Here is a 13,735-nt window from a genome sequence, read left to right as displayed (position 1 = left end):
TAATTTATTCATAATTAACTCCCTATATCTTGCAATTACTTCTTTTTGTTCATTCTTCATTCAAATACCAATTGAATTTACAATGTCGATCTAGATTACTATTAATCATTTTAGATTTATCCAAGCTTATTATTTTTGTTAGTGCTTTCTTGCAGGTTAAATCCATATTAATTTTATTCAAAAGCAAAGCCCCCATAAGACTGTTAATTGAGTTGCATTCGTTAATAATACTTTTGTTAATTTTTTGAGGTATTTTGAGGTATATTTATCTGTTACTTCTAGAGTAAGAAATAACATTATTGGAAGGGTATAAAACAGCCTAATTTTAACTATTTCAGTGCGCTCCTATCCTACGAACAAACATGCAAATATTAAACACCTATTAATTTACTTGAAAGATTATCAAAACACATAAAACCATTTAATTATTACTTTTCGATGATACAACATTGAAAAGTAAAATTAATCTAATACTTACCAATAACACTAACAAAAAAAATACTGTTAACTATCAAATTGTGAATAAAGCCAACGGTTAATTTAAGATTTTTTATATGTATGACGTGATTACTAAGCAACCACTTTCTAAGTAATGATTAACCACCCTTCGCTTTTCCATCCAAAAGTTCATAAATATCATCAAGTATATGCCCAACATCGTCCATTAATTCAGCCCCACTAATTTGACCCGATAAAATTTTATCTTTTAACTCTTTCACTTCATCTTTTGCAGAGCTAACACCATATACCACTTGTGCAGCATCCATAGCTTTATTAACACCCGATAACTCACTGAATGCTAAGTGAATGTAAGGAGACAAAGACTTTTCATGCTTATGCCCTGTCCAAGCCATAACTTTATCTTTAAATGCTTTTTCGACAGCAAACTTGGCTTTAAACTCCCCTTCATCTTGCAAATTGAATAGCTCTATTAACATTTCTATTTTGTCAGTAATAAAACTATGCCTAAATGCGTGAGCCATTAAACTTCCTGTTGCACCTATATCTTTTGCCCAACCATTAAAATAAGTGGTTATGGTATCTGGACCAAGTGGCAACCCACTATTTTCGCCTATAAACACAAAACCATGATCTACTAACGGACTAATTCCTTTTTCTTTAAGGGAATTATTAACTTTTTTGAGTACCCTTGAACGATTTCGCTTTATATATTTAGCGATAGATTTTAGCGTCGTCCTGTAGACAGGAACAAACCTTTCTTCTTTATCTTGTTCAAGCGCATGTTCCTTTTGCTTAAGTGTTATTAAGCGTAATAATGGAATTTTTTCTTCGCTTGCTAACGCTTTTTCAACATCAGATACTCGAAGATTCGCCACTTCTGTACGTCTTCCTCCAGTCGCTTTATAAGCTTTGACTAAACTCTTATTCCTTTCAACAAGATTCTTATTTTCTCCAGCAGAAATAAAAGCCATTAACTTCTTTACATCGCTTATAGCGACAGGTAAACGTTTTTTATATTCATCTTTAGTAGGAATACATACATGATTATAATAAGTAACTGTTTTTCCATACTCCTTGTATTCACACTCTGCCACCGTCAACCTACAGCCTGACTCCCCTATAAACGACTTGTCACTTAGCCTTTTTCCAATATCTACTAAAAAAGCTAATGTCTGACGGCCAATTTGTCCTACACGAGTGTTACTTCTCCTCTTTCGCCCTACCTTTTTACCTTTATTGTGCTTCTCAGCCATTAATCCGTTTATGAAAAATTCAAAATAAGCGTCATTTAGTTCACTAAAATGAATATTATTTTCAAAGCAGAAACGGATGATATGTGGTAATAAATCAGCATTTGCTTTTGCAGTTCCACCTTTGCCTTTTAATGACCAGCTTTTTGTAATAATACCTTTCATAATATACAAATTTGCTTCTATACATGGCAGTCCACTAGGCCAATAGAGCATAGGCATATTCGGTAATGTGCGATACCTGTAATCGCCTTTTAGTACATTATGAAATACTGGAATTTCAACATTTTCTAAGTTTATTCTTAATTGACGCTTTTTCATGGCTTATCTAATTTGAAGCTTTTCTTTAATAAAATATCAATACGATTTCTCTCTGACTCAATGATATTTAGAACTTTCTGTTCTCTTGATGAATCAGCCAAACTACCTAGAACTTCAAGCGTAACTTCAATGGCTTTAGACAGCATTAAATTTGATGCGCGAACATTTAGGAGTTGCTTTTCTAATTCAACTACTTTTCTATTCAATCCTTGTCGTGTATCTGCCCTCACTTCTCTTGTTTTACGGTTTTTCTCCCTTTCATATTCTTCGACACTTTTTAAGGCATTTTCTCTAAGCGCATCTAACGCACTAAATCCACCTAATAAAGCTTGTTCGCAATGACTCTTAAAAGAATTCAAAGACATTGATATAAATTCATCACCTCTACTAAATTTGGCCCAGCTTGTTTGAGAACGAAGCGCGTTGATCAACTCCTCATCTTTAACAAACTTTCCAACGTCTTCAGTTATTTCAAATAACTTGAGAAAATCACTTCTTCGTTGGATTGAGGCTAACTTTTTTTCTTTGTTTTCAGAGTGACTACTCATATTTCAATACCAAATCCATAACTTCAGCCTTACTTCCATTATCATTGGTTACTACAGCATAATCTGCTTTTAAATCAATTACTCCATCTACCAACATTTGCTCTATAGATACTAATAATGCTTCGTATCCACTGTATCTTTGCGGGATAACATGCTTATGCGCTGGTGACAACGAGATAATTTCATCTTCTACATCTTCACTTATCTCTTCATAAGTTCTAAATTCCAAGCTATTGATACCGAACCTATTTTTTAAAATGATTTCTAACTCACCTATCTTAGTAATGTCATCGTTTTTAATGCCATCGATTAATCTTTCAGCTTGTACTCCTCGTAATTCTTCCCCTGTCATTTCTTCCTTGATATATCGTTCTAAATGAGAAATATCTGTATGTGCCAAAAAATACCTTAGTGTTTCACCAGCTTCATAACCATATGACCAGTAAAAAGTCATGGCAAAGAAACGTCTCAATTGATGCTGTCTAATATAAAGCCTTCTTGTCATACCATATTCATCAACGTAGGTTCTAGTTTCAAAGTAATCACAAAAGGCATCTAAGTTATCGACAAAAGATTCCGAATTTCCTTCTTTAAAAGTCAAAGTTTGAAAGCTTAACGAGTTAAACAACCCCATATTATCAAGGTGTTCTACCAGTCTCAGCTCATTTATTTTTGCATTAAATGTTTGCCATTTATAAATTAGTGAGGCCAAACTATTCAATATGGGCCTACTCAACTCTTCTCTAAGAATTTCACCACCATAAGCGACACCTGACTTTCTGTTATCAAAAATAAGATTGAACTCCTGATCTTTTGACTCATCAGGATCTACATCTGATGGTGTAATTGCGTTCAATGGGTGCAGATCGACTAGTTCCCCCATTCTTCTTGCCATAGTCGCACCGACAATTATTTGTAATGAGCCTTGGAGGACGTTAAATAGAAAGAATAAATCTTTATTTTCCCTTCTTTTCTTATATCTATCCTTCTCGGTCGAAGCGTAACCGATCACTTCAACACCCAACTGTATGACCTCAGGAGATAAATATTTTTTGTAGCCAAAGTTAATGAACTCTAGTAGCGAAGTCTCTTCTATTTCCTTGGCTCCAGCATCAAGCACTCTTTCAATAGAATCAAAAAGAACCTCTCGATTATCATAGATGAATTCAAACGCATTTTTTATCTGAATTAGAATTTCACCAGCACCTATTGTTATGGTTCTACCCGCTCGCTTCGCAGGCTTTGCCATCAATGTTTCTAAATTTATTTCTCCAAACAAGCGACTACTAATTTCCACAACTTCCAGCCCACTATGTTCTGCTACATAAGGGATATCTGACAATAAAAAGAAGTTCTGGCGAATAGTCCTAAAATAAGCATGAGAAATCCCAACCTCAGATCTTTTACTTAAAGGATGCTGTTTAAATTCACTAGTTTGATTATAACTAGTCAATTCTGTTATCTGGTATGCCTTAGGTCTTGGAAGTTGAACCCTGTGACCATAGAGAGTGTTCGAGTAAAGCCTATTCCGCAGAAATGAAGCACTAATATTTCCATATCGATTACTTCCCTTTTTAAAATCAAAAGCCCCTTGCAACATCAAAAAAGTAATTTCTCGACTTTGTTTCTTATTACCTACTGTAGTGTCATCAAGCGTAAATTTCTTTGACAATTTCTCAAAGTGTTCATCTAATTTTTGATCAGTATACGAAGAACTATTCTGCTCAATATAACTAGCTAGTCGCTCTTCAGTGTTATAAACACCAACGGTTATTTTATCTTTATCAAATAGATCAGCTAACATTGAATAAACATAGTCAGAATTCCAGTTAGAAAAATGTTTTTCCAAATGAAATTTATCCGAGTTTAATAACAGATAATCAATTAAATATAGAGTATTCCTAATTTTTTTAGATATCGTAGCGTGCGATAGTTTTTGAAACCCACTATGTAATGAGGACGATTGAATTAACAACCAACATTTAAATGTATTGAGTAACTTATAGTGTGCTGGAGAAAGTAACTTTTCTAACCCTCCTTTACTGTTCACAAACACGACATCGAAATCTATCTTAACAGTAGCGCTATCTAGTTTTATGCTCCAAACTGTATCTTGATAGTTCGAAAGCAACCATTTGGGAGCTAATATGTCAGAGTCATATCCTTCAACATACTTATCAACCAACTCTTTACTTTGAACAAAGCTCTCCAATGGTGAAAGTCCGACGACCAAACGGTGATATTCACTTTTGTTTTCAACATCAACTAATTTCATATCATCCTCTCACTCTAAAATTACTTATCGTCAACGGATTCGTTTTGGCCTCTTTATACATATCTAGCACTTCTTCATCAAACGACTCTGATGTGACATCATTACTCGTCAACTGATACTCTAATTGAGTAATTATCAACGTTGATAGCTCTTCCCACGTATTGATAGTTTCAACCACATAATCTAATCGTTCAATTTCTTCACTTGTTGCCTCAAAGAAAAACAGTAATATCCGCAGTAGCGGTGTAGATAAAACTATCGACCCATCCTGTTTAGGTTTTGCATCATTAATATTAAAGACATTTCCATCTTTAACATGCCCATGCATACTATTTAGTCTATGGTTTCCTAAAAACTCTTCTAACGCATCAGGCGATACATCAATAGCTTTATGCAGATGCTTAGAATCCTTCATTGCTTCATATACGATTGCATTCTGAAAAATCCTTATCCAGCGATTTTTAAAATACTTCAATATTGGCAAAGGTAAATAACGATTAACCAAGTCAGCTCTTTCTTCTTTATGCCCTAGCGCTTCACACATTTTTTTAACTGAATTGGTTTTTAAGAAAACTTCAACACCTGAGCTAGATCTTAGCCTGTTAATAGTCAACATATTGGCGACTTCTTGTGCTCTTTCTTTAGATACATGCGGAGATGGCAAAGATAAACCTCTCGTGAATACAGAACTGGATGTTATTTTCTTTAAATTTGTAATACCTTTGAGCTTAGCTGGTGCTTTTTCCACAGATGCTATCAATAGCATATATTGATAGTCATTGTTTCCTTGTTGCTTTAAAAACGCCCTAGCCAACTTAGTATGTTCAACTATACGTTCAACAATAACTTTTGAAGTATCGTTTAGCGGGATAATCTGTTCTGCATTTTCCGAGCCTCTGCGTTTTTTGACACTTCGAATCACCCAGCCATCTTTCACTTTCACATAACCAAGTGGTTTTCCGCCATCATCATAAAATCGCCAATTCAATAACCATGAGTCTGTTATCTTAGGGTGCTCATGTACTAAAGAAAGTAGAAGAGGATATAGAACATGATATGTGGGAATACATAACAATTTGTTGAGATATTCAGTTTGATCTCTATAACCTAAAAACGTTGAATATCCCCCTTTTTTTCCGGGGTGCGCCCACAAGTAATGATTAAACGTTGCACACGCAATCTCTCTTTTTTGATCGATTGAGTGATAATCTATGACTTCGCCAAGCTCTTTCGGTGCTGCAAGAGCCGCATTTTGTTCAAAACGTCTTAGTCTTGAATAGTTAATATCACTTGCTCTTTCAGATATGCCGATCACATGACCTATATCCCTTCGAATATCCTTAATCACTTCTTTTATGGCTTCTTTATCAGTTCGCTCAAGTGGAATTTTCGTTAATAATTTATTATTAAAAATGCCGGAACTTTTTCCTTCAGACTTTCCCGATGAATTATGAGATCCTGATAAAGTGATCGCTTGCCTAAATCTAGGTACGGGTAATGGAAATATTGGCTCGTCAAAAATAGAGTAAGTTATTAAACACTCTCTATAAATGCTCATTTTTATCGACCAAGCTGTTACAAATGCACGTCCATTCAATCCATTATCGATATGGCTTTTCAGCTCAATATTGAAGATGACAGAGAGATACTTAACCGCCAAGCTAGGCTGAAGGTATTGTTTAAGGGTTGCAAAATCATCAGCTAACTTAATAAAGAACCTAAACAAGCCTTTAAAATGCTTTATTTTAGTTTTAACCGTCTGTTCTTTATGCTTCCGACAAAAACGTGAAAGTGCAGAAAATAGCTGTTGAGCTACTTTGTCACCGTATGCTTCTCTAATAAAAGAAAATTCTACTGATATTTTGCTGCCGGAATTGTCTTCAAGAAACCAATCTGAGAAAAAGCTTAGCTTTTCTTCGTCTATCCCACTTAAGCCATCAAGTATTTTTTGAACGTCGGCATGCACCTTTACTTTAGATAACAATGGAGGAGAAAATGCTACATTTGCCTTTTTAGCGACATGAGAAAACACTTGAATCATGTAGGTGCTGTAATTGTATTTATGAGTAAGAGAGCCTTCTAATCTTTCATAAATAAAACCAATCACTGATAAAAGATAACGGTTGATTTCGCTGCCACTATTGAATGACTTTAAAGTTAAGTGCTGTTCAGTAGAATAAAGATATGCGTCAAGAATTTTTAGAACAAGAGAATAGTTCTTTTGTACTTTGTCAGTACAACTAAGTATATGCTCTTCAAATGTAGATCGTTGCGATTCGGATAATACTTTATAAGGAAACTGCGATAATATTTTTGTATCGATTAAATTTGTCATTAGGATAAAACTTTACTTTTACCCAGCCTAACATTATTTTTTGACAGTTGTCAATAAAAACAAAAGCACAAAATAACGCCTCAAGCAACTAAATACGGTAACGCAATATCTTTTTGACAACTACTGTAAATTAGGAAATCTTCCGTACCGGGCAAGAAGCCGATAGATTCTGCTATTTCCGGGGTGCTACGAGTGACGATAATTTTATCGTACATATTTTTTTCGATGACCATTTCTAGGGCTGCAGCCAATGCGAGTAGAGTCTTACCACTTCCAGCAGGTCCAGTCAGAATCACCAAATCGATATGCGGATCAAGTAGCGCATGGAATGCCATGGCTTGACCGATATTTTTCGGTGATATTCCCCATGCATTGCGCCCCATAAGACGATCGTAACCTAAGTCGAGCACCTCTAACGTATCGCTGCTAATGTTTTCCACTAAACCTGCGAATTGCTCTTCATCATCAATTAAAAACTCATTGATATAGGCTTCTGGTAAGGCTTTTTTATCAATGGTGTGAATCGTATCTCTTCCCTCAGTGCGACTATCAACGGTTTTCACACATTGCCAAAAATCGCCGTTGAAGGTGTGATAGCCCTTAGATAAATACTTGATGTCACTGATTAACTGGTCGGTTCGATAGTCTTCAACATGGGCTAATCCAGCTCCTTTGGCTTTTAAGCGCATATTGATATCTTTGGTTACCAGCACCACCTGCCTAGGAAGCTTAATCTTCTGCAGATGCAAGGCCGCATTGATGATGCGGTTGTCATTATCATTACTTGTGAACACCTGCTGTTCAAAGGGCAATCCGTGATCAGCAAAAATAGAAAGTTGCCCCGTAGGAGCTGACTCACCAGAGCCAAGTCCTGACATTGCCACCCCATCTATCATTTGTTCAGGTGTCGCTTCGTGGAGTAAATCCTCCATTGCACGAATAGAGACTCTTGCATCCCGAGCTACGTCTTTTTTACTGTCTTTGATGTAATCTAGTTCTTCTAAAACCGTCATGGGGACGACGACATCGTGTTCTTTGAAAGAGAGAAAGGCGAGGGGTTCATGTAAGAGGATATTGGTATCGAGCACATAAAGTTTAGTATTTATTTCAGCTTTTTCTGGCATCCGCTACTCCGTTTAACTGCCCGCATAGAAAATAGGCGCATGGTTTTAACTAAATCCATAGTTACCATAAACCACTTTTTCAGCACTTTCACCAACTTTTACAAAAGACTTTAACGGTTATAAAAAACCACATATAGATCAATATCTTTTTTAGGGCCTAGGGATTCTTGATAAACAATTCAGTACCGCCAATTACCCTCAATTAAAACTTATAGGATGATTTTTAGTCTTTACTTTTTGCACCTATACTTATTTACTAAAAGCACAGTGATAACACACTGCAAAAGTGCATTATAAGCGTTATAATCTCGCTCTTTATGATTTGGCGAAAGCCCTTAATTGGCAAAATAGGCATGCTTAGAATTGGCCTGTAAAGCTCAAGAGATTTTCTACTATGACACAAACGAACAACTTTGCTTTAGGGCAACGTTGGCTTAGCAATACTGAGTCAGAACTTGGCCTAGGCACTATCATTGCCGTAAACAACAGAACCGTTGAGATACTCTTTCCCGCCATCGGTGAAACCCGCACATACGCCCCAGCATCAGCGCCCTTGACCCGCGTAACATTTGAAATTGGCGACAAGGTCACTAGTCATGAAAACTGGCAATTCATAGTGGCAAGCGTAAGCGAACAATCCAGCATGCTAACCTATCATGGCAAACGCATAGACACTGAGGAGCAAGTCGATTTAAAAGAAACCTTTATCGATCACCATTTTCAATTAAACCAACCACAAAAGAGGCTGTTAGCGGGTCAGGTCGATGAGCCTAAATGGTTCGATATTCGCGAAAAATGTATTACTCAGCAATATCAGCACGATACTTCAGACTTATTAGGTTTTTTGGGAGCTCGAGTTGATATTATTCCCCATCAATTACACATTGCATCTGAAGTAGGTCGCCGTCATGCTCCTCGAGTGTTACTAGCCGATGAAGTGGGTTTAGGAAAAACCATAGAAGCGGCATTAATTATCCATCAACAATTGTTAACCGGGAGGGCGCAGCGAATCCTGATAGTGGTGCCAAATAGCCTAGTCCATCAATGGTTAGTGGAAATGTTAAGACGAGTTAACTTGGCCTTTTCAATCTTTGATGAAGAACGCTGCCAAGCCATGGCTGAAGAAACTGGTAATCCTTTTGAAGGTGAGCAATTAGTGCTTTGTAGTCTCGACTTCCTTACCCACAATAGCCGTTATTTCCAGCAAGCTTGTGAAGCTCCGTGGGACTTAATGGTGGTCGATGAAGCCCACCATTTAACTTGGTCACAAGGGCAACCTTCCCAAGAATATGAAGTAATAGAACAGTTGGCACAAGTAACTAAAGGTGTGCTTTTATTAACCGCCACCCCAGACCAGCTAGGTCATGAAAGTCATTTTGCTCGTTTACGCATTTTAGATCCGGCTCGTTTCCATAGTTATCAAGAGTTTGTGCAAGAAGAGCAACAATATAGCCAGCTTGCTCAAGCAATAGAGCCGCTACTAACGATGGATGATACTGAAGTCAACCTCAGCCAAGAGGCTATTCAAGCGGTACAGGAATTCGCCGGTGAAGACTTAGTGTCTAGTGTAGAACTCGCCGATGAGGCGAGTAGAGAGAAGTTAATTCGCCAACTTCTAGACAGACATGGTACCGGACGAGTGTTGTTTAGAAACAGTCGTTCAGGTGTTAGCGGATTTCCTGCCCGAGAGTTGTTGTCCTACCCCTTACAAATGCCTGAAGAATATGAACAACACCTTGAAATTGAACTCGACTCAAGCCGCTTGTTATCTCCAGAGCGGATCCCTGAATTAGTCGATAGTTGGACCGACTTCGACCCCAGAATCGACTGGTTTATTGACCATTTACAGCAACTACGGGGAGAAAAAGTGCTGGCTATATGTGCCAAGGCATCTACCGCCCTAATGTTGGCTGAAGCGTTACGTCGTAAATCAGGTATTAGAGCAGGCGTATTCCATGAAGGATTGAGTATTGTCGAACGCGACCGTACAGCTAACTTTTTTGCCCAATCAGAAGAAGGCGCTCAAGTGCTAATCTGTAGTGAAATTGGTAGTGAGGGGCGAAACTTCCAATTCGCCCACCATTTGATTTTATTCGATTTGCCACAAGTTCCAGATTTATTGGAGCAACGTATTGGTAGACTCGACCGGATTGGCCAAAAACACGATGTGAAAGTGCATGTTCCATTTTTTGTGAACTCTGCCCAACAGGTTATGTTGGAATGGTATCACGATGGACTCAACGCCTTTGAATTAACCTGCCCTGCGGGGACCAGTGTTTATGAAGAAGTAGAAGAGATGTTACTGACGTCCCTTCAAAACCCTCATGATGAACTAGCCAAACGCAAACTCATTGAAAACACTCAAGTTATTTATGCTCAATTGAAAAGTAAATTGGAACAAGGCAGAGATAAACTATTAGAAATTAACTCATCAGGTAAAGGTAAAGTTCAACAACTTATCGAAGGGATTGAAGATTCAGATAACTCCCCTAAACTTGAGCGCTTCATGACCCAGTTATTCGACACCATAGGCGTTCTGCAAGAAGAAACAGACGACGACTGTTACCTGCTAAAACAGACCGAATCTATGCATACGCAACTTCCAGGGCTTGAAGAAGAAGGTATGACCATCACATATGAACGCAACACAGCCACAAAATTAGAACACGTACACTTTTTCAGTTGGGATCACCCCATGGTGCAACATGCAATGGATACCATCACAACCGATGTGCAAGGTAAAAGTGCTATTGCGATGAACAGGGATAAGTCTCTTCCACCTGGTTACTATTGGTTAGAGTGTTTGTTTGTTCTATCTACAAAAGCAGAAAAACACTTGCAAGTGAATCGTTATATGCCCGCCACACCGATTAAAATCACTATTGATCCCAAAGGTCAGCAAACCGATAAAGTGTTTTATATGCTCGATAGGGTGAAACCTAAAATGTCTGCTCAGCTGGTCAACGCGCTGCAATCGCAAATAGAAAAGGCGATACATCAAGCGACGGCTATAGCCACGGACTCAGCTGAAAATATTAAACAGCAGTGTATCGACAGTATGCAAAATAGTTTACAAGAAGAACTAAATCGCCTACAAAGTTTGAGTGTCGTTAACAAGTCTATTCGGGAAGAAGAATTGGACTTTATTCGTAATCAGTTGGACGCACTGAACAATGCTTTGGGAAATGCTGAAGTGCATTTAGAAGCGGTAAGATTAGTGGTTAATAATCATTAATGAACGATGACAAAGCAAGGGAAACAGCAGTATAAATGGCGATTTTAAATTATGCCCCCAGCCGATACCCCTATTTCGATATCATTTATCAAGACGAGAGCATGTTGGTGTTAAACAAACCTAGTGGTTTGTTAACCGTTCCAGGTAAAGCCCTAGAACATAAAGATAGCCTACAACTTCGAGTTAAACGTGCTTTTCCAACAGCGACTATTGTTCATCGTTTGGATATGGCTACCTCTGGGCTTATAGTTTTGGCGCTGAATATGGATAGCCATCGTAAGATCTCCAAAGCATTTGAGCTGCGTCAAACCTCTAAATCTTATATTGCTAGAGTATTTGGTAAACTTAAGGAAGAACAAGGAAGTATTGACTTACCGCTAATTTGTGACTGGCCCAACCGGCCAAAACAGATGGTTGATCACGAACGCGGAAAACAGGCGTTAACCCATTACAAGTGCTTGGCCAGTGATGAGCAAGAGTCTCTGGTAGAGCTCACGCCAATCACTGGACGTTCCCACCAACTAAGAGTACATATGCTGAGTATTGGCCACCCAATATTGGGAGATAGGCTTTACGCTCATGAGCAAGCTCTGCAAGGTGCTAGTCGTTTGCAGTTACATGCTCAATCTTTAAAATTAAATCATCCATTAACAAATGAACCCATGGCATTTGAGTGCCCTAGCCCGTTTTCATTCAAGTCTGCATCGGGTCTAACCGATATAGAACATAATGGAAATTAAATGAGCTGTGAGCACACGTGGTTAAAAAATCGTTAAGCACAATACTTGGCTTAGTCATATTGATGATCGGCCTCACCGCCCATGGTTTACAATCACCTGAAGCGGCCCTTAACGATATTCAACGCAGTCAGTTTGATGATCAATACGATGTGCTTTTAGTGGGTGAAAAACAAATTCCTTTGGTCATTGCAGAATCAAACACCCCCATCACTCGCGGTGTTGCAGTGATGGTGAGTGAATCAGGCAGAAACCCATTTAGCGAACATGGACTAGTTCAACTTTCTACAGCCCTGAACAACGTAGGCTGGGTAACCATGATAATGCCAGCCCCCACCAGTGGATTTGGGCCTGCCCCGGATCAAAATGCGAACGCGAATCAACAGGCTGATACGACCAATCAAACACCAAGTCCTAGCAGCAACGGCACAACTGACGATATTTTAAATAAAGCCTCTGTTAATAGAATAGAACAAGCAGCATTTGATCAACATGAACAACAAATTATTCTGCAAATGCGCGCCATTGCTGAAAAAACCCGTCAATATAATGGTTTCTTTTTAGTCATCGCCCAAGGAACTAGCGCGGCTTGGTTAACGAAAATTTATGCTGAAAACAAATTGGATTACCCAGACGGCATGGTATCAATTAGCCCACAATGGCCAGATCGTAGCTATAACCAGCAACTTCCTAAATGGGTGTCGCAAACCCCCATGCCTTATCTTGATGTGTACTCTGCTGCAGATACCTCATGGGCAAAAGCAACCGTGAGTCAGCGCAAAATACAATCCCTAAAGTCGTTGAAAATGATGTATCGGCAAAGGGAATTAATTGGCCAAACTATGGACAGCCAACAATATGCTCGTTTAGGAAAGGAAATTTACGGTTGGCTAACCCACATGGGTTGGTGAGGGTTTTAACCACAAATGTACCTGATCTATATCTTTTATATCTAATTAATCTCTCGTTATTTCAATCAGATATAAGTTTTCTTCCAATCCTAGGGAACATTCATCGTATTTGCGGTCTATACTTCATAATATTGCATCAACTTGAGTGATTCAAACTAACCGTGAATATTAAGAACTTTATAAATCATAAAGCTAGTCAATTAGCTTTTTTTGTAAGAGGGTATTGGTCTTATAAAATCCCTTATATAGAGTTAGATCTATATTTCTGGGATACCCTTGAAGAGTGGGCGCACGTAAAAAAAAGAGATGATGAACCTTACTCACAAAAAGAACGTGTTTTCTGGCATTTACTGCATCAATTAAATTATTGGCCAGAGCAAAAATTATTGCATGACAAGTATTTACGCTCTGAACTTGAAACCTGTATAAATTATCTAGAGGGTGACGGGCAATACCCACTAGATTGTATCGGTATCCGACCGTAACTTCCCACATCTATCATCTGCTACATTGCATTTTTGAATTAGATATTGAACT

General features: G+C 38.1%; 8 protein-coding genes and 1 pseudogene. 4 read left to right on the top strand and 5 right to left on the bottom strand.

Annotated features, from left to right (window positions below; all coding sequences use genetic code 11):
- Positions 1–596 precede the first annotated feature (596 nt).
- From AB6T38_RS11030 to AB6T38_RS11010, 5 genes and pseudogenes are all read right to left on the bottom strand, one after another.
- Positions 597–2,033: a tyrosine-type recombinase/integrase gene (locus tag AB6T38_RS11030; protein WP_372547370.1), complete on the bottom strand. Its 1,437-nt coding sequence runs from the start codon at positions 2,031–2,033 to the stop codon at positions 597–599.
- Positions 2,030–2,581 carry a hypothetical protein gene (locus AB6T38_RS11025; protein ID WP_372547369.1) on the bottom strand — a complete coding sequence of 184 codons (552 nt, stop codon included), beginning with the start codon at positions 2,579–2,581 and terminating at the stop codon, positions 2,030–2,032. Before AB6T38_RS11025 ends, AB6T38_RS11030 begins: the two co-directional genes overlap by 4 nt.
- The gene (locus tag AB6T38_RS11020) at positions 2,574–4,856 is read right to left on the bottom strand and encodes a hypothetical protein (protein ID WP_372547368.1); all 2,283 of its coding nucleotides are present in this window, start codon (positions 4,854–4,856) and stop codon (positions 2,574–2,576) included. The genes AB6T38_RS11025 and AB6T38_RS11020 overlap by 8 nt, the downstream gene beginning before the upstream one ends.
- Before the next feature lies 1 nt (position 4,857).
- Positions 4,858–7,191: a hypothetical protein gene (locus AB6T38_RS11015; RefSeq protein WP_372547367.1), complete on the bottom strand. Its 2,334-nt coding sequence runs from the start codon at positions 7,189–7,191 to the stop codon at positions 4,858–4,860.
- 137 nt (positions 7,192–7,328) lie between these two features.
- A pseudogene (locus AB6T38_RS11010) lies at positions 7,329–8,315 on the bottom strand (PhoH family protein); the annotation flags it as partial.
- Positions 8,316–8,709: 394 nt separating this feature from the next.
- Here AB6T38_RS11010 and rapA point away from each other — a divergent pair.
- The 4 genes from rapA (at position 8,710) to AB6T38_RS10990 (ending at position 13,683) form a co-directional block, all read left to right on the top strand.
- Positions 8,710–11,550 carry an RNA polymerase-associated protein RapA gene (gene rapA / locus AB6T38_RS11005; RefSeq protein WP_372547366.1) on the top strand — a complete coding sequence of 947 codons (2,841 nt, stop codon included), beginning with the start codon at positions 8,710–8,712 and terminating at the stop codon, positions 11,548–11,550.
- Between the two features lie 35 nt (positions 11,551–11,585).
- Positions 11,586–12,290 (top strand): RluA family pseudouridine synthase, encoded by a 705-nt coding sequence (locus tag AB6T38_RS11000; protein ID WP_372547365.1) that lies wholly within the window; start codon positions 11,586–11,588, stop codon positions 12,288–12,290.
- Between the two features lie 17 nt (positions 12,291–12,307).
- Complete coding sequence (locus AB6T38_RS10995; RefSeq protein ID WP_372547364.1) at positions 12,308–13,198, top strand: DUF3530 family protein; 891 nt, start codon at positions 12,308–12,310, stop codon at positions 13,196–13,198.
- Positions 13,199–13,359: 161 nt separating this feature from the next.
- Positions 13,360–13,683 (top strand): hypothetical protein, encoded by a 324-nt coding sequence (locus tag AB6T38_RS10990; protein WP_372547362.1) that lies wholly within the window; start codon positions 13,360–13,362, stop codon positions 13,681–13,683.
- Positions 13,684–13,735 lie beyond the last annotated feature (52 nt).

Source organism: Aliiglaciecola sp. SL4 (genome assembly GCF_041538045.1).
GTDB lineage: Bacteria > Pseudomonadota > Gammaproteobacteria > Enterobacterales > Alteromonadaceae > Aliiglaciecola.
This window is presented reverse-complemented; position numbering and strand designations above follow the sequence as displayed.

Bases quoted from the DNA above. Each gene is read 5' to 3' on its own strand.
- AB6T38_RS11000 (WP_372547365.1), top strand. From the start codon at position 11,586: ATGGCGATTTTAAATTATGCCCCCAGCCGATACCCCTATTTCGATATC.
- AB6T38_RS11025 (WP_372547369.1), bottom strand. From the start codon at position 2,581: ATGAGTAGTCACTCTGAAAACAAAGAAAAAAAGTTAGCCTCAATCCAA.
- AB6T38_RS11030 (WP_372547370.1), bottom strand. From the start codon at position 2,033: ATGAAAAAGCGTCAATTAAGAATAAACTTAGAAAATGTTGAAATTCCA.
- AB6T38_RS11015 (WP_372547367.1), bottom strand. From the start codon at position 7,191: ATGACAAATTTAATCGATACAAAAATATTATCGCAGTTTCCTTATAAA.
- rapA (WP_372547366.1), top strand. From the start codon at position 8,710: ATGACACAAACGAACAACTTTGCTTTAGGGCAACGTTGGCTTAGCAAT.
- AB6T38_RS11020 (WP_372547368.1), bottom strand. From the start codon at position 4,856: ATGAAATTAGTTGATGTTGAAAACAAAAGTGAATATCACCGTTTGGTC.